17 protein-coding genes and 2 pseudogenes are annotated in these 19757 nt (G+C 70.1%); 7 read left to right on the forward strand and 12 right to left on the reverse strand.

Translation table 11 applies throughout. The features are described from left to right. Position 1: 1 nt before the first annotated feature. From I0C86_RS16735 to I0C86_RS16750, 4 genes are all read left to right on the forward strand, one after another. Positions 2–1318, forward strand: coding sequence for a hypothetical protein (locus I0C86_RS16735; RefSeq protein ID WP_196202163.1), 1317 nt, complete (start codon positions 2–4; stop codon positions 1316–1318). Next, positions 1315–2469: a type VII secretion-associated serine protease mycosin gene (gene mycP / locus I0C86_RS16740; protein ID WP_407676313.1), complete on the forward strand. Its 1155-nt coding sequence runs from the start codon at positions 1315–1317 to the stop codon at positions 2467–2469. The genes I0C86_RS16735 and mycP overlap by 4 nt, the downstream gene beginning before the upstream one ends. A gap of 76 nt (positions 2470–2545) precedes the next feature. Then, positions 2546–3232 (forward strand): Maf family protein, encoded by a 687-nt coding sequence (locus I0C86_RS16745; protein ID WP_196202164.1) that lies wholly within the window; start codon positions 2546–2548, stop codon positions 3230–3232. Between the two features lie 92 nt (positions 3233–3324). Continuing rightward, entirely contained in the window at positions 3325–3978 is a 654-nt protein-coding gene (locus I0C86_RS16750) for an O-methyltransferase (RefSeq protein ID WP_196202165.1), read from the forward strand. Positions 3979–4094: 116 nt separating this feature from the next. Here I0C86_RS16750 and I0C86_RS16755 read toward each other — a convergent pair whose 3' ends face one another. From I0C86_RS16755 to I0C86_RS16765, 3 genes are all read right to left on the reverse strand, one after another. Then, positions 4095–4850: an ABC transporter permease gene (locus I0C86_RS16755; protein WP_196202166.1), complete on the reverse strand. Its 756-nt coding sequence runs from the start codon at positions 4848–4850 to the stop codon at positions 4095–4097. A 36-nt stretch (positions 4851–4886) separates the two neighbouring features. Then, positions 4887–5843, reverse strand: coding sequence for an ATP-binding cassette domain-containing protein (locus I0C86_RS16760; RefSeq protein WP_196202167.1), 957 nt, complete (start codon positions 5841–5843; stop codon positions 4887–4889). Positions 5844–5967: 124 nt separating this feature from the next. Beyond that, positions 5968–6681 (reverse strand): PadR family transcriptional regulator, encoded by a 714-nt coding sequence (locus I0C86_RS16765; protein WP_323373684.1) that lies wholly within the window; start codon positions 6679–6681, stop codon positions 5968–5970. Between the two features lie 297 nt (positions 6682–6978). On the opposite strand from I0C86_RS16765, the pseudogene I0C86_RS16770 reads away from it, so the two are divergent. Together I0C86_RS16770 and I0C86_RS16775 are read left to right on the forward strand one after the other, a co-directional pair. Continuing rightward, positions 6979–8735 (forward strand): annotated as a pseudogene (locus I0C86_RS16770) (acetyl/propionyl/methylcrotonyl-CoA carboxylase subunit alpha). Positions 8736–8774: 39 nt separating this feature from the next. Further along, complete coding sequence (locus I0C86_RS16775; protein ID WP_196202168.1) at positions 8775–10214, forward strand: GuaB1 family IMP dehydrogenase-related protein; 1440 nt, start codon at positions 8775–8777, stop codon at positions 10212–10214. Positions 10215–10242: 28 nt separating this feature from the next. Here the strand turns inward: I0C86_RS16775 and I0C86_RS16780 are convergent, their stop codons facing one another. The 8 genes from I0C86_RS16780 to I0C86_RS16815 all read right to left on the reverse strand — a co-directional run bounded on the left by I0C86_RS16780 (position 10243) and on the right by I0C86_RS16815 (position 17965). Then, positions 10243–10854 (reverse strand): TetR/AcrR family transcriptional regulator, encoded by a 612-nt coding sequence (locus I0C86_RS16780; protein WP_196202169.1) that lies wholly within the window; start codon positions 10852–10854, stop codon positions 10243–10245. Positions 10855–10909: 55 nt separating this feature from the next. Continuing rightward, positions 10910–12157 carry a threonine--tRNA ligase gene (gene thrS, locus I0C86_RS16785; protein ID WP_323373686.1) on the reverse strand — a complete coding sequence of 416 codons (1248 nt, stop codon included), beginning with the start codon at positions 12155–12157 and terminating at the stop codon, positions 10910–10912. A gap of 219 nt (positions 12158–12376) precedes the next feature. Then, positions 12377–13240, reverse strand: coding sequence for a transglutaminase family protein (locus I0C86_RS16790; protein ID WP_323373685.1), 864 nt, complete (start codon positions 13238–13240; stop codon positions 12377–12379). 112 nt (positions 13241–13352) lie between these two features. Then, positions 13353–14306 carry an alpha-E domain-containing protein gene (locus I0C86_RS16795; protein ID WP_196202171.1) on the reverse strand — a complete coding sequence of 318 codons (954 nt, stop codon included), beginning with the start codon at positions 14304–14306 and terminating at the stop codon, positions 13353–13355. After that, positions 14300–15934, reverse strand: a complete 1635-nt coding sequence (locus I0C86_RS16800; protein WP_196202172.1) for a circularly permuted type 2 ATP-grasp protein — start codon at positions 15932–15934, stop codon at positions 14300–14302. Before I0C86_RS16800 ends, I0C86_RS16795 begins: the two co-directional genes overlap by 7 nt. A gap of 80 nt (positions 15935–16014) precedes the next feature. Then, positions 16015–17094, reverse strand: coding sequence for a hypothetical protein (locus I0C86_RS16805; RefSeq protein WP_196202173.1), 1080 nt, complete (start codon positions 17092–17094; stop codon positions 16015–16017). Next, a complete protein-coding gene (locus tag I0C86_RS16810) occupies positions 17091–17435 on the reverse strand; it encodes a PadR family transcriptional regulator (protein ID WP_196202174.1) in 345 nt (114 codons plus the stop codon). Before I0C86_RS16810 ends, I0C86_RS16805 begins: the two co-directional genes overlap by 4 nt. Before the next feature lie 143 nt (positions 17436–17578). After that, positions 17579–17965 carry a hypothetical protein gene (locus I0C86_RS16815; protein ID WP_196202175.1) on the reverse strand — a complete coding sequence of 129 codons (387 nt, stop codon included), beginning with the start codon at positions 17963–17965 and terminating at the stop codon, positions 17579–17581. A gap of 235 nt (positions 17966–18200) precedes the next feature. Here I0C86_RS16815 and cutA point away from each other — a divergent pair, with 235 nt between their 5' ends. Beyond that, on the forward strand, positions 18201–18533 hold the full coding sequence (gene cutA, locus I0C86_RS16820) for a divalent-cation tolerance protein CutA (protein ID WP_196202176.1): 333 nt from the start codon (positions 18201–18203) through the stop codon (positions 18531–18533). Here cutA and I0C86_RS16825 read toward each other — a convergent pair. Continuing rightward, positions 18457–19662, reverse strand: a pseudogene (locus I0C86_RS16825) (helix-turn-helix domain-containing protein). The gene cutA and the pseudogene I0C86_RS16825 overlap by 77 nt on opposite strands. Positions 19663–19757: the final 95 nt, after the last annotated feature.

Here is a 19757-nt window from a genome sequence, read left to right on the forward strand (position 1 = left end):
CATGTGGCCGAAGCTCGCGAACCAGCAGACCGACACGCACTGGCAGCACGTGAGCGGCTGGCAGAAGACGTCGGAACTGAGTTTGATGCATATCTCGCGCCTAAAGCAGTACCGCGAGAGCCTGATCGACGCGTGGCCGCCGGAAAAGAGCGAGGCGTCGAAGGCATACGTGGCGCGGCTCGACTTCCTCATCGAGACCGTGCAGGGCGTCCACGACACCGCGGTCACCAACCACCAGACCTTCAAGAGTGTCACGCAGGCGATCTGGGAATCGCGTAGAAATCTCGAGAAGCTCTACAACGACTACCAGGTCAAGAAGCAGGCTAAGCAGCGGTACGACGCCGATGTTGCGGCGAACAACGGACGCCCGCCGTCCGGCCAGACGCCGACGACTGACGCCGACCTTGAGGATCTGAACTGGCAGGCCCGGCACATCATGTACGGGCTGAGTAGCGAGCTTGCCACCGCCCAGATGCAACTCCGGCAACCCCCGAAGTACCGACCTGCCAATACCGGCAAGGATCCCGGTACTGATGGTGGCGGATCGGGCGGCAGTGGCGCGATGGGCGGTTCGACTCCACCGGTCTTTCCGCCGGTCGTGCCGATCTCGAGCGGCGGTGGCGGCGGCGCGAGTTACACGGCTTCGCCAACCCCAGCTATCCACACTGTCGTTCCGACCACGTCCGTGCCTGGTGCCGGTCCGATCCTCGGCACTACAGCACCGACAGTACTTCCGCCAGTCACATCGACGCCTCCAAGTGTCATACCACCCGCACCTCCGCCTACCACCGGCCCTGGGCTACCGCCCCCGATTGCACCCCCCGGATTGCCACCCGGAGTCAAGCCTCCGGTCGGGGGCTACCCCATCTCAGCAACTAACACCGGTCTGAACAAGGCGACAGGGTTTGGACCCAACGCTGGCTTGACGCCACGGGCGATGCCTCCAGGCGGAATGATCGGCGGGGCTCCCGGGGCCGGACTGACGCAGCCGGGTTCAGGAGCCGGAGCAGCCCGACGGATCAACCCGGTAGGCGGCGTCATCGGTGGCGCCAGCGGTGGGAACGGCACGACGCCGCTTGGCGGCGCCGGGCAGCGACCGGGTTCCGGAATGGGTCGGGGTCCAATGGGTAGCGGCCAGAACCTCGGAATGGGTCCGGGTGGACGTGGTGGCGTTCGGAGCAATGAGGAGCAGGGCGGCGTCCAGCACTGGGACCCCGACAACCCCTGGGAGACCGACGAAGGAGTAGCACCGGTCATGATGCCGGGCCGCGACAACCGCCGGATCGACCCTGGCCCGGCGATTGGCCACAACCGGTGACTTCTCGCACGACCCGCGCGGCCGTGGCACTCCTGTGTGCCACGGCCGTCGCCGTTCTACCCGCCGCGCCAGCCCAAGCTGACCAGATTCGCAACGACCAGTGGCACCTGCGCTATCTCAAGGTGGCCGAGGCCCACAAGATAAGCCAGGGCGTAGGCGTCACCGTCGCTGTAATCGACAGCGGGGTCGACCCTCATCCCGACCTGCGCAACAACCTTTTATCAGGAACCGTCACGTATGCCGGCGGGTCAGGAGATGGGCGCCGAGACGGCGACCCCGGCGGCCACGGGACCGGAATGGCCGGGCTCGTAGCTGCCCACGGTCACGGCAGCAACGGCGCCCTTGGTATTGCCCCTAAAGCAAAAATACTTCCCATTCGGGACGAAAAGAATAGAAAAGATGGCACCGCCGACGACACTGCAAAAGCAATCGAGTGGGCGGTATCTAAGAGGGTTGGCGTTATTAGTCTCTCCTCAGGTGGAGGGTCTACGCCACGACTCAACACAGCATTACAAGCTGCGTTCAAGGCCGATATTGTCGTCGTTGCAGCAGCGGGAAATCGACCAGGTGATCTGCTGGTGCAATTCCCAGCCGCATCACCCGGCGTCGTGGCGGTTGGCGCCACTGACCGCAATGGGAACCACGCCGAGTTATCAGTAACAGGCAAAAGGCTGGTTATCAGCGCACCTGGAGTAGCCATCAGCAGCACGTCGACTGACGGTGGCTACCGGAAGGGCGATGGAACCTCGCCGTCCACGGCGATCGTTGCTGGGGCGGCTGCGTTGGTACGGAGCAAGTTCCCGGATCTGTCGGCGGAGGAAGTCGTACATCGGCTCACGGCGACGGCTGTCGACAAGGGTGCTCCCGGGCGGGACGAGGAGTACGGCTACGGCGTGGTCGACCTCGTCGCCGCGCTGACAGCAGACGTACCGCCGCTGGAGGGGGGCGCCGGCCCGAGCACAGCCGCCACGCCCAGCCCCACCTCGAACGGGCCCGACAGCAACGCGGCACCGGATCCCGACGACAAGTCAAACGTCGGTTCGACGGTCCTGGTGATCGCTCTCACCGCGCTCGTCGCCGTCGGGCTTCTGGTCACCCTGCTGGTGCTGTTGCTGGTACGCAGACGTCGACGTCAACCGGGTGCCTACTGAGCCGGTCGCGCTGTTCCGCACCGAGGCGACACCCGGACACGACCGGCCGCGCAGACGCCGGGTAGCGTAGGTCGGCGTGCGTACGACAAAGCGACTGCGCCTGGTGCTCGCCTCGGCAAGTCCGGCCCGCCGTAAGCTCCTTCGGGCTGCGGGGATCGAGCCGGAGGTGCTGGTCAGTGGCGTTGACGAGTCGAAGGTGGATCCCTCGACGCCGGAGGCGCTCAGTCTCACGCTGGCCCAGCTCAAGGCACGAACGGTAGCGGAACGACTTGGCCAACCAACCGGCAACGGGTCGGCGTCCGAGTCGACTGATCTCCAGACTCTCGTACTCGGGTGCGATTCCGTACTCGCCTTCGACGGGGAGATCCTGGGCAAGCCGGTCGACGCCGACGAGGCAACCCGCCGTTGGCATGCGATGCGGGGTCGGAGTGGGGTCCTACACAGCGGGCACTGCCTGATCGACCTGTCCAGCGGGCGGGAGGTGGGTGCGGTCGCCCACACGGTCGTGCACTTCGCGGCCATCACCGACGACGAGATCGCCGCGTACGTCGCGACGGGCGAGCCCATGCAGGTAGCCGGTGCCTTCACGATCGACGGCCTGGGTGGCCCGTTCGTCGACCGGGTCGACGGCGATCACGGTACCGTGATCGGGTTGTCCCTGCCGCTGCTGCGTGCTCTGCTCGGCGAGTTCGGCCTGCGGATCACCGATCTCTGGACAGCGGCCCCTGTCCCGTCGACCGCAACTGAGCACGCCGAGCGATAGCGGGTCGCCTCGACGGCGGGAACATGGACGGCGGCTCCGGAGGATACTGCTGAACGCCGGGTCCGGTGCCGACGATGGGCTAGCGTCTGGACGTGCCCACAAAATCAATTCCACTCACCGAAGATCTGTCCGCGTACGTCTTGGCGCATGGTTCCCCGCCGGACGACCTCGTCCGCGAGTTGATCGACGAGACGGTGGCGGTCCTGCCGGCGGACGCTGGGATGCAGATCGCCCCGGAACAGGCGGGGCTGCTCACCTTCCTGACCCGACTGGTGAATGCTCGGCAGGCGGTCGAGGTCGGCACTTTCACCGGCCTGTCCTCGTTGGCCATTGCCCGTGGCTTGCCGGCGGACGGCCGGTTGACCTGTTTCGACATCTCGGAGGAGTACACCGCGATCGCGCGACGGTACTGGGCGCGGGCCGGGGTCGACGAGAGGATCGATCTGCGCATCGGGCCGGCCGCCGAGATGCTGCGGTCGCTGCCGACGGAGCCGCATCTCGACCTGGCGTTCATCGACGCCGACAAGACGGGTTACCTGTCCTACTGGGCCGAGTTGGTGCCGAGGATGCGGAGCGGTGGCCTGATCGTGGTGGACAACGTGCTGCGGGCTGGTCGGGTCCTGGCTCCGGAGAACCCGGGCGACCGGGCGATCGTCGAGTTCAACGAGGCCGTTCTCGACGATGGCCGGGTCGACCTGGTGATGCTGCCGGTCGCGGATGGGCTGACCCTGGCCCGCCGTCGCTGAGCCTTTTGTGCCCCGCCGGGCGGGCGGCACGTCGTACCGGAGACGAGACCGCGGGCGGGCGGTGTCGGGCGCCTGATCGATGCCGCCCGACACCGCCCGCACCCGTCGGGTGCTCGTCAGCGGACGCTGCGGGCGAATTCGCGGGCCGCCCAGGTCACCGCCAGCGTGGTGATCACTGCCATCACGGACAGCCCCTGCCAGACCGCGTCGTTGCCGAGGTCTCCGGCGAAGAGCGCCCGGGCGCCGTCCACGGCCCAGGAGAAGGGGTTCCAGTCGGCGATCCCCTGCAGCCAGCCCGGCGCGAAGCTCAGCGGCAGCAGGATCCCGGAGAGCAGCAGCACCGGTTGGGCGATCGTGTTCATCAGCGGCGCGAGCGCGTCCTCGCTCTTCACCACCAGCGCGATGCCGTACGACAGTGCCGATGTCATCAGCGCGATGAGGGCCAGCAGCAGGTACGCGAGCAGCAGGTCTCCGATGAACACGGTCAGCCCGAAGGCCAGCGCGAGCAGGGTGATGATGATCGCCTGGGCGATCAGCGAGACCACGTCCCGCAGTGACCGTCCAAGTAGCAGGGCGAGCCGGCTGACCGGGGTGACCCGGGATCGTTCGATCACTCCGGCCCGCAGCTCGGCGATCAGGCCGAAGCCCTGGAACAGGCCGCCGAAGATGGCGAGCAGCACCAGCAGGCCGGGGACGAAGATGCGGTACGCCTCCGCGTTGCTCGACGCCTGCAACGCGGGCTTGAGCAGCGGGGCGAAGAGCAGTAGGTACATCACCGGCTGGAAGATGCCGACGAAGAGCCAGACGGGCTGACGGACCAGCAGCAGGAACTGCCGCTGGAAGATCAGCCAGGTGTCGCGGGCGAATTTCATTGCGAAGTCTCCTGTTCGGCGGACGCGCGAGGGCGGTCAGGACTCGCGCAGCGAGCGGCCGGTCTTGGTGAGGAACACGTCGTCGAGGCTGGGCCGGTGCAGCTCGATGGAGCTGAGCGCGAAGCCGGCGGTGTCGAGGGCGCGCAGGATCTGGGGCATGTCCCGGGCGCCGTCGTTGACGTAGAGCCGCAGCCCGCTCTCGTCCGAGGTTTCCAGCCTGGTGACGTACGGCTCGGTTTCCAGCACCTTGGCGGCGTCCTGTGCCGATCCTTCGACGGTGACGAGCACCACGTCTCCGGAGATTTCCCGCTTCAGCTCGGCCGGGGTGCCCTCGGCCACGATCTCGCCGTGATCCATGATCGCGATCCGGTCGCAGAGGGCGTCCGCCTCGTCGAGGTAGTGCGTGGTGATGAAGACGGTCATGCCCTCGGCGCGCAGCCGGCGGATCTCGTCCCACATGTGTGCCCGGCTCTGCGGGTCGAGGCCGGTGGTCGGCTCGTCCAGGAAGACGATCTTCGGATCGTGGATGATGCCGAGCGCGATGTCCACCCGACGGCGTTGGCCGCCGGAGTATGTCTTGCACTTGCGGTCGGCGTACTCGGTGAGCTGGAACGCTTCCAGGGCGCGTTCGGCCCGCTGCCGCGCCTCTGCCTTGCCGATGCCGTACATCCGGGCGTGCAGTACGAGTTCCTCCCGGGCGGTCGACTCGTCCCAGGTGCTGCCCCCCTGAGCCACGTAGCCGATCCGGCGCCGCACCTCGCCGGGGTTGGTCCGGAGGTCCGCGCCGGCGAGGTTCGCCTCACCGCCGTCCGGCTCGATGAGGGTGGCGAGCATCCGCAGGGTGGTGGTCTTGCCCGCGCCGTTCGGCCCGAGGAATCCGAAGATCTCTCCCTGGGCGACGACGAGGTCGACTCCGCGGACCGCGTCGACGGCCTTCTTACTTCTGCCCTGTCGGGAGCGGAACGACTTCCGCAGCCCTTTTGTCTCGATCATGCCTGCTCCTGGTCCGCCGGGTCGGCATCCCGACCGACCCATCCCCCGGGGGCCGCCAGAAGGCGCCCACCTCAACACTTCGGGGAGGCTAACGCGATATAGCTCATCTAGTCAACGTTGATTATTACTCGTTGGTCCCAGACTCGCCGGAAGTCTCGGGCGGCTCCGCCCGCTCCGCTTGCCCTACCCGCTCCGACGGCTCCGCCCGCTCCGGCCCGGCGTCCGCCCCGCCCTCGCCGATCAGCGTGCCGAACTGGTTCCACTCAGGAAACTGCGTGAACTCCTCCGGTATGTACGGCACCCCCGCGTCGACCAGGTCGGCGATCCGCTCGCACCAGGCGATCTCGCCCTCCGCGCGGGCGATCGACAACTGCCACATCCAGGCCACGTGGGTGGGCTTGCCCTGCTTCATCCATCCGGATTCCATTGCCGCCCGCAGGCTGTCGTTGCCGGACCGCAGCAACCGGGCCCGGTTGCGCAGCGCCGCCGAGGCCTCGTCCCGCGGTAGTGCCGGCAGGAACGAGAAGGCGGCGAGGAAGGGGTCGACCACCTCGCCGAGGTTCCACCAGAGGCCACGCAGCAGGTTCTGGAACTCGTCCTCGCCCTTCGGCGTGATCTCGTACGTGATCCGCGCGGGGCGGGCCCCGACCTGCTCGGTGGCCACCTCCCGCAACTGTCCCTCCTCGGCCAGTTTGCGCAGCGCGTGGTAGATCGAGCCGGGCTGGACGTTCGCCCACTTGTCCGCACTCCAGCTCAACAGCTCACGACGTACGTCGTAGCCGTGAACCGGTTGCATCCACCGGACCAGGCCCAGAATCATCATTCGGGTAGCTGACACAGATGAAGCGTAATAGCCAAAATTGACTAACGCCCAACGGCACCGTGTCGCGGCCGGATCCACCGCCCGCTCGTCGGCGGGCCCCGGCACAAACCGTCCCACCCGCCGACTGGACTACGCGACAGACCGCCCCGCCCGTCGGCGGGATCACCGCCGTCATCGACAATGTCCAGGCGAGAACGTCGGCCGATCGGCGGGCAGTCGGTGTGTCGGGCTCCGGTGATCATGCCGGCGGCCCCGGCAGCCGCCGTACCGGCACCCACCGTCGGCGGGGGCAACCTGAGGAGGAGCAGCCGCGTGCGCAAAGTACTGATCGCCAACCGGGGCGAGATCGCCGTCCGGGTCGTCCGCGCCTGCCGGGACGCGGGACTGTCCAGCGTCGCCGTGTACGCCGGCTCCGACCGCGATGCGCTGCACGTCACCCTCGCCGACGAGGCGTACGCGCTGGGCGGGGAGACCGCGACGGAGACGTACCTGCGGATCGACAAGCTGCTCGACGTGGCTGCCCGGTCCGGGGCTGACGCCGTACACCCGGGCTACGGGTTCCTCTCCGAGAACGCGGATTTCGCGGCGGCCGTGATCGACGCGGGGTTGACCTGGATCGGGCCGACCCCGCAGGCGATCCGCGACCTGGGTGACAAGGTCACCGCCCGGCACATCGCGCAGCGCGCCGGTGCTCCCCTGGTCCCCGGCACCCCAGACCCGGTGAACGGCCCGGACGAGGTGCTGGCGTTCGCCGTCGACCACGGGCTGCCGGTCGCGATCAAGGCCGCGTTCGGTGGCGGCGGCCGTGGCCTCAAGGTGGCCCGGACGATGGAGGAGATCCCCGCGCTCTTCGAGTCGGCCACCCGGGAGGCGCTCGCGGCCTTCGGCCGGGGCGAGTGTTTCGTCGAGCGGTACCTGGACCGGCCCCGGCACGTCGAGGCGCAGGTCCTGGCCGACCAGCACGGCAACGTCGTGGTCGTCGGCACCCGGGACTGCTCGTTGCAACGCCGGCACCAGAAACTGGTCGAGGAGGCACCGGCGCCGTTCCTGACCGAGGCACAGCGGGCGCAGATCCACTCCAGCGCCAAGGCGATCTGCCGGGAGGCGGACTACCACGGTGCCGGTACCGTCGAGTACCTGGTCGGCGCCGACGGCACGATCTCGTTCCTGGAGGTCAACACGAGGCTTCAGGTCGAGCACCCGGTCACCGAGGAGACCGCCGGCATCGACCTGGTCCGCGAGCAGTTCCGGATCGCGGCCGGGGAGAGGCTCCGGCTCGACGCCGATCCGGCGCCACGCGGACACTCGATCGAGTTCCGGATCAACGGCGAGGACCCGGGCCGGAACTTCCTGCCGGCGCCCGGCACGGTGACCGCGCTGCGGCTACCGACCGGCCCCGGCGTACGGGTGGACGCCGGAATCTCCGCGGGCGACGTGATCGGCGGCAACTTCGACTCCCTGCTCGCCAAGGTGGTCATCACCGGGGAGACCCGTACCGAGGCGTTGGAGCGCGCCCGTCGGGCCCTCGACGAGATGGTGGTCGACGGGATGGCGACCGCGCTGCCGTTCCACCGCCTGGTCGTCCGGGACCCAGCGTTCACGAGCGCCCCGTTCGCCGTACACACCCGGTGGATCGAGACCGAGTTCGACAACACGGTCCCGCCGTACGCCGTGCCCGCGACGGACCCCGACGCGGAGCCGGGCGGTGGTGAGCGGGAGACCGTCGTGGTCGAGGTGGCCGGCAAGCGGCTGGAGGTCAGCCTTCCGGCCGGCTACGGCGCGGGTACGGCCGGCGGCGGCCCGGGTACGTCCGGTGCGGGCGGCCGTCGCGCCCGCCCGGAGCCGGCGGTGCCGGTGGCGACGCGCTGACCTCGCCGATGCAGGGCACGATCGTCAAGATCGCAGTCTCCGACGGGGACACCGTCGCCGAGGGGGACCTGGTCGTGGTGATGGAGGCGATGAAGATGGAGCAGCCGTTGCACGCGCACAGGGCCGGGGTGGTGAGTGGGCTCTCCGCCGAGGTCGGCGGGGTACTTTCGGCCGGTGCCGTCATCTGCGTCATCAGTTGACTCCGGGCCGGGCGGATCTTCGTCGGGCATGATGGCCAGGTGCAGTTCATCACCGGTGCGCCACCCGCCCAGGACCTGACCTACAACGACGTCTTCCTCACCCCGGCCCGATCCGCCGTGGAGTCCCGGCTCGACGTCGACCTTTCCAGCAGCGACGGCACCGGCACCACGATCCCGATCGTGGTCTCCAACATGACCGCCGTGGCGGGGCGCCGGATGGCCGAGACGGCGGCCCGGCGCGGCGCGCTCACCGTGCTGCCGCAGGACATCCCGATCGACGTCGTCACCGAGGTCGTCTCCTGGGTCAAGCAGCGGCACCTGGTGCACGACACCGCGATCACGCTCGGCCCCACCGACACCGTCGGCGACGCCATCCACCTGCTGCCGAAGCGGTCCCACGGGGCGGTGATCGTCGTCGACGCCGGAGGACGACCGGTCGGCGTGGTGACCGAGGCGGACACCGTCGGGGTGGACCGTTTCGCGCAGTTGCGCCATGTCATGTCCACCGAACTGCACACGGTCCCCGCCGAGGCGGATCCCCGGACCGGATTCGACCGGCTCTCCCGGGGCCGCCGCCGGCTCGCTCCGGTGGTCGACGTCGACGGACGGCTGGTCGGGGTGCTCACCCGGCAGGGAGCGCTGCGGGCCACCCTCTACCGGCCGGCGCTGGACGCCAAGGGCCGGCTGCGGATCGCCGCCGCGATCGGCATCAACGGTGATGTCGCCCGGAAGGCCGCCGCGCTCTTCGACGCCGGGGTGGACACGCTGGTCGTGGACACCGCGCACGGCCACCAGGAGCGGATGATCAGGGCACTGCGCGCGGTACGGGCCCTCGACCCGCCCGTACCGGTGGCCGCCGGAAACGTGGTCACCGCCGACGGCGTACGGGATCTCGTCGAGGCCGGAGCGGACATCGTCAAGGTCGGCGTCGGCCCGGGGGCGATGTGCACCACCCGGATGATGACCGGGGTGGGTCGGCCCCAGTTCTCCGCCGTCCTCGACTGCGCGACCGCCGCCGCCCGGCTGGGTCGGCACGTCTGGGCCGACGGCGGGGTACGTCATCCGCGTGACGTCGCGCTCGCCCTCGCCGCCGGAGCGTCCAACGTCATGATCGGTACCTGGTTCGCCGGCACCTACGAGTCACCGGGGGACCTCTACACCGACGCCGACGGCCGCCGTTACAAGGAGAGCTTCGGCATGGCGTCGGCGCGTGCCGTCAGTGCCCGTACCGCCGAGGACAGCCCGTACGACCAGGCCCGGAAGGCGGTGTTCGAGGAGGGCATCTCCAGTGCGCGGATGTACCTCGACGGGGCGCGGCCCGGCGTGGAGGACCTGATCGACGAGATCGTGGCGGGCGTACGCAGCGCGTGCACGTACGCGGGCGCGGCCGACCTGTCGGAGTTCCACGCGAACGCGGTGGTCGGGGTGCAGAGCGCCGCCGGTTACACCGAGGGGATGCCGCTGCCGACGAGTTGGTGACGGGCACGCGAGCCCGTCGTGCTCCGGGTCAGCCTCGGCGGTCGGGCTGGCCGTCCTGACGGGTGAAGAGCAGCCGGATCACCGCCCTGGAGGCCGCCTCCGGGTCGGTGCCGACCTCGGCCGGAAGCGCCCCGCCGAGCCACAGTGTGGCGAAACCGTGCACGATGGACCAGGCGGCCAGTTGGGCGTTCGCGGCCTCCGGCCCGGCCGCCGTGTCGGGCAGTGCGGCGACGCCGGTCCGGAGCGCCTCGGAGGCCCGCCGCTTCGCCGCCACCAGTGCCGGGTCGTCCCGATCGAAGAGTTCGGGCCGGAACATCACCTCGAAGTGGGCCCGGTGTTCGACGGCGAATGCGACGTAGGCGACCCCGATCTCCAACAGGTTGTCGGCGTCGGTCCGGACCCGGTTCAGGCTGTCGGCCAGCATCCCGAAGCCCTCGGTGGCGAACGCGGTGAGCAGGCCGGCCTTGTCGCCGAAATGATGCGCGGGGGCGGCGTGGGAGACGCCGGCCCGGCGGGCCAGGTCGCGCAGACTGAGCGCCGTCGGGCCGGACTCCTCGATCGCCTCGGCGGCGGCGGTCAGCAGCGCGCGCCGTAGATCTCCGTGATGGTAGGGCCGCCCTGCGGCACTCTCCTCGCTCATCCGGCCAGCATAACTTGCCATTGACAAGATACCCTCACAGGGCGGCGGCCGGGGCTCAGGGCAGGAGTTCCACCGAGTGGGCCGCCACGATCCCGGCGATCATGCGCAGCGCGTCCGGCGCCGCCATCGGCTCCACCGCGCGACCATCCCGCAGTCGCAGCGCCACCTGACCGGACGACACCTCCCGGGCACCCAGCACGGCCGCGTACGGAACCCGGCGCTGGGCGGCACCCCGGACCCGGGCGCCCAACGAGCCGTCGCCGACCAACTCGGCCCGCAGCCCGGCCCGTACGCAGTCTCGCCGGAACGCCTCCGCCGCGTCGAGCTGCTCCGGACCGACCGGAAGGACCTGCACCTGCACCGGCGCGTACCAGGCCGGAAAGGCACCGGAGTGCACCTCGATCAGGTACGCGAACAGCCGCTCCATGCTGCCGACCAGGCTCCGGTGCACCATCACCGGTCGGCTGCGCCCGCCGGAGGAGTCGGTGTAGGAGAGGTCGAACCGGGCCGGTTTGTCGAAGTCGAGCTGGATGGTGGAGATGGTCGACTCCCGACCCGCCCCGTCCAGGATCTGGATATCGATCTTCGGGCCGTAGAACGCCGCCTCGCCGGCCGCCTCCACGTACGGCAGTCCGGACAGCGCATCCCGGAGCAGGTTCTCGGCGTGCTGCCACATCTCGTCGTCACCGAGGTACTTCTCGCCGGGGCCGCGCAGCGAGAGCCGGAACCCGGCCGGTCGTACGCCGAGCGCCGCGTGTGCGACCTGGATCAGGTCGAGGATCTCGGCGACCTCGGCCCCGACCTGCCCGACGGCGCAGAAGTTGTGCGCGTCGTTGAGCGAGATCGCCCTGACCCGGCTGAGTCCGCCGAGCACCCCGGACCGCTCGGACCGGTACATCCCGCCCAGTTCGGCGATCCGCAGCGGCAGTTCCCGGTAGGACCGTCCCCGGGCCCGGTAGACGAGGGCGTGGTGTGGACAGAGCGCCGGGCGGAGCACGAACTCGTCGTCGGCGGAGAGCCGCAACACCGGGAACATGTCGTCGGCGAAGTAGCCGAGATGCCCGGAGAGTTCGAACAGCTCGCGCTTGCCCAGCGGGGGCGAGTAGACGTGCTGGTAGCCGGCCCGGCGCTCCAGCTCCCGGACGTATTCCTCGACGCTGTGCCGGGCTGCGGCGCCGGCCGGCAGCCAGATCGGCAGGCCGGCACCGGACAGCGGGTCGGCGTGGAAGAGTTCGAGCTCGCGGCCGAGCCGGCGGTGGTCAACCATGTCATCCTCCTGGAGAACGGAACCCTCGGCGGCGATCCCGATCTCCAGGTACGACGAAGCCCCGGAGCGGATCGCCCCGGGGCCTGTCGACGAAGTGTTCGCGTCAGTGCGGCACGCCGGGGTCTCCCGGCGTGGTCGTCACGTTCGCGCGGTACATGGCGGCCACGGTACGCCACCGTCCGCGAGCCGCGCACCGCATTTCCGCCCGGCTCCTCGGCATCCCCGCTCGGCTCTCCGGCATCTCCGCCCGGCTCCTCAGCGCAGCCGGGTGATGGTCACCTCGACACCCTGCCCGGTGTTGGCCGGGCCGGCGTAGACGCCCTTCAACGGCGGTACGTCGCCGTACTCCCGGCCCCGGCCGACCACCACGTGCCGCTCGCCGACCGGTACCCCGTTGGTCGGGTCGAAGGCCGTCCACCGGCCTACCCACCACTCGACCCAGGCGTGGCTCTGCCCGACGATGCTCTCCCCGATCCCCGCGTCCGGTACCGGGTGCAGGTATCCGGAGACGTACCGGGCGGGAACGCCGATGCTGCGTAGCAGTCCGACCACCAGATGGCTGATGTCCTGGCAGACGCCCTTGCGCTGCCGCCAGGCCTGTACGGCGTCGGTCTGCACCCCGGTGGCCCCCGAGGTGTACGCGACCTCGTCGCGCACCTGTTCGCACAGCGCCATCGCGGCCGCGTGCGGAGTCGGCCGGGCGGCCCGGACGGACTCGGCCAGTTCGACGAGTTCCTCGTCCAGCGCCGTACGCGGGGTGGGCAGCAGCAGCTCGTACCAGCGGTCCCGGCTCTCCGGCCCACGCAGCTCCGCCCAGCCGATCCCGTCGGTCGGGGTCAACTGGTCGCCGGGGCCGAGCGTCTCGACCGTGGAGGACGCGGTGACCCGCAGCGACTCGTGTGGTTCGTGCAGGTCGAAGGCGGTCACCACGGTTCCCCAGTAGTCCTCGTACCGGTAGGTCCGGGCCGACGGCCACACCTCCACCCGCGCCTCCAGCACCGCCTGGCGGGCATCGTTGCGGGGTGACATCCGCGCCTCGTTGTAGGACCCGGCGACCGCTCCGGCGTAGGTGAACCCGGTCTGGTGTTTGATCTTCAGCCGCCAACTGCCCACCGTCACCGGGACCTCCCGCCGGACCGGAGTCGAGGATGCGGCCGGCCACCCGACCAGGGTCGAGGATGCGACCGGCCACCCGACCGGAGTCGAGGATGCGACCGGAGCCGGGGCCGGGTCACGCGACCGCTCCCGGGACCCAGGCGACGGCGGAGGTCTGCCGGAAGTAGCGGCGGGAGACCGCGTCGTTCACCTGTGAGCAGGTCCGTTCGAGGCCGGCGAGCACCGCGCCGAGGTCGCCGATCAATTCGTCGGCGGCCCGGAACTCCAGGCCGGTCCGGGCCCGACCGATGATCCGTTGCGCGTCGGTGGCCACACCGGTCCGGCCGGACTGACCCGGGCCGCCGTACGGCTCCAGTTCGGTGAGGCAGCCCTCGGCCCGGGACAGCGCGGCGAAGACCGAGCGTGGGAAGAGCCGGTCGAGCAGCAGGAACTCTGCGGAGTGCCGGTCGTCGAGCGATCCCCGGTACGTCCGCAGGAACGTCTCCCATGCGCCGCAGGAGCGCAGCAGCGTCAGCCAGGACGGGATGCTGCCGCCGGCACGTTCGTGGGTGGAGAGCAGCCGGGCGGTCATGTCCACCCGTTCCACGCTGCGGCCCAGCACCAGGAACAGCCAGCCCTCGTCCCGGCTCATGGTGGCGTCGGTGAGGCCGGCCATCACCGCGCAGCGTTCCCGGACCCAGCGGAAGAAGGCGTGTACGCCCTGCTCCTCGGCCCGACGCCGGGCGCCCGGCAGGCCGTGCCAGGTCGAGTTGAGGCACTCCCACATGTCGGCCGAGATGGTCTCCCGGGCGCCCCGGGCGTTCTCCCGGGCGGCGGCCAGGGCGCCGACCACGGAACTCGGGTTCTCCTCGTCGAGGCCGAGCACTCCGATGACCCGGGCGACGGTGAGCGGCTGTTCCAGCGGCCCCACTCCCATCACGCCGAGCAGGGACCGGCAGGCCGTCGTCTCGTCGACCCACGGATCGGCGAGCATCCGGTGCAGGTGTACGTCGAGGATCCGTGCGCTGTCCTCGGCCCGTTCGACGTACCGGCCGATCCAGTAGAGCGACTCCGCGATCCGGCTCAGCATGCCGACGCCCCTGCACCAACCCTGGCATCTTGGGCGGACTGCTGCTGCTGTTGCTGCTGTTCCGCGACGGAACCGGCACCCGGCCCCGGATCGGGGCTGCGCGGCGTGGTTACCGGGGGCAGCACTGCGAGCCCGGAATCGTCCGGATCGATCGGCTCGATGCCCGTACTCAGGTCCACCGGGCTGAGTTCGGACGGCGGTTCGGCCAGGATCCAGGTGTCCTTGGACCCGCCGCCCTGGCTGGAGTTGACCACCAACGCGCCTTCGGGCAGCGCGACCCGGGTCAGCCCGCCCGGCAGTACGGTGACCCGCTGGCCGTCGTTGACCGCGAACGGGCGCAGGTCGACGTGCCGGGCCCGCAGCCGGTTGCCGATCAGCGTCGGCACCATGGAAAGTGCCACCTCCCGTTGGGCGATCCAGCCGCGCGGGTCGGCCGTGATCCGGGCGCGCAGTTCGGCCAGTTCGGAGTCGGACGCCTGGGAGCCGATCACGATGCCCGCCCCGCCGGACCCGTCGACCGGCTTGCACACCAGCCGGTCCAACCGGTCGAGGACGTGTTCGAGCACATCCGGGTCCTCCAGCCGGTGCGTCTCCACATTGGACAGCGTTGGCTCCTCGTTCAGGTAGTAGCGGATCAGGTCCGGAACGTACGAGTAGAGGAGTTTGTCGTCCGCGACGCCGTTGCCCACGGCGTTGGCGATGGTGACCCGGCCGGCGCGGGCCGCGTTCAGCAGTCCGGCGACCCCGATCACCGAGTCGGCCCGGAAGTGCACCGGGTCCAGGAACTCGTCGTCGATCCGCCGGTAGATGACGTCGACCCGCTGCTCGCCACCGGTGGTCCGCATGGCGACCTCGTTACCCACGCAGACCAGGTCCCGGCCCTCGACCAGCTCGACGCCCATCTCGCGGGCCAGCAGGGCGTGTTCGAAGTAGGCCGAGTTGTGCACGCCGGGGGTCAACACCACCACCGTCGGGTCGGTGATCCCGATCGGCGCCGCCGCGCGCAGGGCCCGCAACAACTGCCCGGGGTACGACTCCACCGGCTGGATCCGGGTCGCGGCGAAGACCTCGGGCAGTACGTGGGCCATCGCCCGGCGGTTCTCCATCACGTAGCTGACCCCGGAGGGGACCCGGACGTTGTCCTCCAGGACCCGGAAGGCGCCCTCCTCGTCGCGGACCAGGTCGACTCCGGCGACATGGATGCGTACCCCGTTGTGCGGGCTGATCCCGGCGGCCTCGCGGTGGAAGTGCGCGCTGGTGACCACGACCCGCCGGGGTACGACGCCGTCGGCGAGCACCTGGCCGGCGCCGTAGATGTCGGCGAGGAACGCCTCCAGCGCCCTCACCCGCTGGGCGACGCCGGCCTCGACCACCCGCCACTCGCTGGCGGCGATGATCCGGGGCACGATGTCTAGCGGGAAGGGCCCCTCGACGCCCTTGAGCGCGAAGGTGATCCCCTGGTCGAGGAAGGCTCGGGCCAGTACTTCGGCCCGGATCCGGAGTTCGGCACTGGACAACGGTTGCAGGGTCGCGTGCAGGGCTTCGTACGTCTCCCGGGGCATGCCCGGCGCGCCGAACATCTCGTCCCAGCCAGGGCCGAGGCGGTAGTCCTCGAACAAGTCCGCCATGGCCTGACGTTACGCCGGGCTCGTTGCGTGCACGTAACACGACGGCGTCGCGTGATCGCGAAAACGGGCCGGCCCGCAGGTCAGCGAGCCGGCGACGGCGGATCAGGATGATGTCGGTCGATGTCCCGGCCGAGGGCCAGCAGGCGGAGAGTCTGCTCCCGCCGACGCAGCAGCACCAGCCCGAGGGCAAAGGTCAACAGCGGAACGCCGGCCAGCATCGTCCACTGGATCGGTACCAGGTACACCGGATGCCCCATGTGTCCGTTGGAGTAGGCCCAGCCGGACAGCCCGAGGCGTACCACGAAGTAGACCGCGACCACCGGGCCGAGCAGGACGAGGCTGCGACGGCGGATCGGCGCCGGCAGGCCCGGCACGGCGGCGAGCAGCGCGGCGACCGCGACGAGGTAGAGCGGAGTGGTGTATCCCATCATCCAGTTGAGAACCGGCATCTGGATCAGCCCGGCATACCCCCGGTACGCGTACCCCGCCATTGCCAGCAGCAGGAACACGAAACAGCCTCCGATGAACACGACCCGGCGCCGTCCGAGGATCGACACCGCTCTGCGGCGCGGGGCCGGCACGGTCAGCGCGACCGCGCAGACGAGCCCGAGAACGGCCGGCCACAGCGCCTCCACCACGAAGACCGGCTCGGTGGCGTACCCGGAACTGAGGACGACGCCCTCCAGCAGCACCGCCACCCATCCGAACGAGGCGGCGAGCCGGGGGAATCCGATCAACACCGCCCCGACCACCAGGCACCACAGTCCGGCGTGCAACCATCCGTACGGATCGGCGCCGTACCAGGGACCGAAGCTGTATTCAGGATGACCGAGCGCCCAGGCGGCCCGGCTGGCGACCGCTCCCACGCTCCAGAGGGCCAGCAGGAGCGCCGCCAACAGGCCGAAGACCGCCGACGCGTCATGCCAGGCCCGGTCCCCGACCTGCCGAACGGTGAGCCCGAGCCGGGCCCGTACGGCGGTGAGGATGAGGTTGCCGACGTCTCCCGGCGCCGGCCAGCGTTGCCCGGGACGGGCGTCGGCCAGCAGCGCGCCCAGCATCTCGTCCTCGTACGTCCGGCGGTGCTCCCACGGATACCAGGCCAACAGCCAGCGGTACCGACGCTCCAGGTCGGTGTCGTGCTGCGGCTCGTCGCCGGTCATGCCGGACCTCCCTCGATGGCGAATCCACTCCTGCGCAGTCGAGCCGACGCGGCGGTGGCGTTACTGCGGAGTCGCGTCACCTCCTCGGCGAGGCGTTGCGCCCCGAGCCCGGTGATCCGGTAGTAGCGCCGCAGCCGCGACTGCACGACCTCCTCCCGGTCCACTTCGACCAGTCCTTCCTCGCGAAGCCGGTCGAGCACCGCGTAGAGGGTGCCGGCGCGCAGCCGCACCCGTCCCTCGGAGATGCGTCGGACGTCCTCCATCACGCCGTAGCCGTGCTGTGGCTGGTCGGCCAGCGCGGTGAGTACGAGGAACGTCGGTTCCCGGAGCGCCTCGGTCATGAGGACAGCATATACAGAGCATCGGTATATGTGGGTACCGGTTCATCGGTATGGCCTCCGGACCCGTCGCCACCGCCGGTCGTCCCACCAGTACTCCCGGAGCCGGGGCCGGCGGAGTCGGCTCCAGAGCCGTACCAGTGCCCTCATTGCGTGGCCCGGAGGAGCGCATCCACCCGGGCCAGCACCGCGACACACGGCGGATGCCCGTCGCCGTCCCGCCAGGCGCACTCCAGGAGGTGCCCGGTCACACCGACCCACGCTGCCCCGTCGTAGACGATGATCCGGTCGTCGAGCTGCGACACGCGTACGTCGACGTAGGCGTCGGGCGGGACGTCGGGCTGGTTCCGCCACTCGCCGGCCCGCAGGTAGAGGGCAGCGCCGGCGGTAACGCGTTGCAGGTTCGCGGCGACGAGCAGCCGGTCGCGAGCCCGGGTCGCCTCCTCTGCCTCGTCGGCGGCAGCCGCCGCGAGAATCCGATCCCGGTACGCCACCCGCCGACCGGCCCGCCACCTCGCCAGTACGCCCACCATCGACCTCCCACCCGACCTAGCCGGCTGATCTGGACATGGCACCCGGCCAGGCTCGTACAGACCTGGTCGGGTGGAGGTGCGAGCCGGCAGGCCGGACACCCACAGGCCGTGTCGTCGCACCTCATCCGTAGCCTCTCGGTCACCAGCCGTGGGCGGCAGGGGGTGGCTGTCCTCCGGATGTCCGCAGTCACGCGGCTCAGGCGTCCGCGGACAACCCGACCGCTACGCTCGGCCCGTGACCGACTTCTTTCAGGTGGCTACGGCGACCGAGACCCGGGAGGCCGCGCTGGCACTCGCGGAGCATCTCGTCGGGGCACGACTCGCCGGCAACGCACAGGTGATCGGACCGGTCACCAGTGTCTTCTGGCATCTCGGCCAGCAGGGCACGGGCGAGGAATGGCGGCTGCTTCTCTACACCACGGCGGGCCGGTACGCCGAGTTGGAGGCGGCCCTGCTTGATCGGCACCCGTGGGACAACCCACAGGTGACGGCTACGCCGATCGTGGCGGGGTCGACGGCGTGCCTGGGCTGGCTCCGCGAGGCGGTCGCCGACGCCCCCGATCAGTGACCAACTCGCGCAACTCGGCGACGCAGGGCAGCGAGTAGGGGCCAAGTCGGCTGACGAATGCCTCGATCCGTTGGCCGGGCCGGATAGATCCGACGCCAGCGGAGAGCCGAACAGCCCTTCTTGCGGTCACACAACCCTGTTCGATCTCGTTCGCGTCCAGATAGGCGTCTGCCAACCAGGACAGATAGAGCGCCTTGTCGCGGGCGTGGGTGTCCTCGTATCGCGCCAGGGCCGATTCGAGTACAGCGATGGCCCGTAAGGGCCGACGCAGCACCGTCCAGCACCTACCGGTCATGATCTCCGCCTCCCGGCTGTCCACCCAGTACACCCAGTCGGGCTCGGGCCGCTCGTCGGGCACGGTCAAGCAGGCCGTACCGATCCCGAGGTGCCGCTCGGCCTCGTCCGGCTGCCCGTTCGCCGCATGCGTCCAGGCGCGGCGCAGGTGCAGCAGTGCCCGGACCCGGGGCGTCGCAGTGCCGTCAGCCGTGTCGCAGGCGGTGGCGGCCGTGCTCGTGCCCCGGCGCCCCAGGGCAAGTTCCTAATAGGCGAGGAATGCCAGAGCGTTGCCGGCGAGCGCCGCATCCCCGGCGTCCTCGGCCGCCGCCAGGCTCATCCGGTACAGCCGCTCGGCATCGACGTGGCGGCCGGCGTCGAACGCCGCCCAACCGGTCAACTGGGCCTGCTCGGAAAGGACCGCGAACAGGGCGCGACGGGTGGTATCCGAGTAGCTGCCGTCTCGGATGAGTCGCGCGGTCGAGTTCAGCTCAGCCGTGTAGAGATCGTAGGTGTCGGCCCCGCCGAGGTAGTCGTCGATCCGCCGCAGCCGGGCGGTTCGCTCGACGATCTGTTGCGGCACCTCGGCACCGACCCGGCGTCCGTACGACAAAATTGTCTGCGGCAGGGCGACCGCGATGCCCGCGCGCGCGATCACCTCTCTACGCCGTATGCCGGTGGCCGCCAGCACTACCAGTTCGCCACCCGCTCCGAGGGCATCGTCAATCCGCTGGGCGGCCTGCTGCGTCGGTTCCTTCACGCCAGTCTCCAGCTCGTGCAGGTAGCTCTTGCCGTAGATCGCGATCCTGGCCAGCTCACGCAGCGAGAGCCCGCGCTCGTCGCGCAGCTCACGCATCCGGGCCGCGAAGTCTGGTTCCGAGGTGTCTGGCACAGAAGCTCCCAGGTAACTGGCTGGGCGGCACCCGGCCAGCCGTCCTGCCGGATCGCCAC

This window comes from Plantactinospora alkalitolerans (genome assembly GCF_015690345.1).
GTDB lineage: Bacteria > Actinomycetota > Actinomycetes > Mycobacteriales > Micromonosporaceae > Plantactinospora > Plantactinospora alkalitolerans.

Coding starts and splice junctions, on each gene's coding strand:
- I0C86_RS16780 (WP_196202169.1), bottom strand. CDS start 10,854: ATGAGCGAGGAGAGTGCCGCAGGGCGGCCCTACCATCACGGAGATCTA.
- I0C86_RS16760 (WP_196202167.1), bottom strand. CDS start 5,843: ATGATCGAGACAAAAGGGCTGCGGAAGTCGTTCCGCTCCCGACAGGGC.
- I0C86_RS16810 (WP_196202174.1), bottom strand. CDS start 17,435: ATGACCGAGGCGCTCCGGGAACCGACGTTCCTCGTACTCACCGCGCTG.
- I0C86_RS16755 (WP_196202166.1), bottom strand. CDS start 4,850: ATGAAATTCGCCCGCGACACCTGGCTGATCTTCCAGCGGCAGTTCCTG.
- I0C86_RS16805 (WP_196202173.1), bottom strand. CDS start 17,094: ATGACCGGCGACGAGCCGCAGCACGACACCGACCTGGAGCGTCGGTAC.
- I0C86_RS16815 (WP_196202175.1), bottom strand. CDS start 17,965: ATGGTGGGCGTACTGGCGAGGTGGCGGGCCGGTCGGCGGGTGGCGTAC.
- I0C86_RS16800 (WP_196202172.1), bottom strand. CDS start 15,934: ATGGCGGACTTGTTCGAGGACTACCGCCTCGGCCCTGGCTGGGACGAG.
- I0C86_RS16795 (WP_196202171.1), bottom strand. CDS start 14,306: ATGCTGAGCCGGATCGCGGAGTCGCTCTACTGGATCGGCCGGTACGTC.
- I0C86_RS16735 (WP_196202163.1), top strand. CDS start 2: ATGTGGCCGAAGCTCGCGAACCAGCAGACCGACACGCACTGGCAGCAC.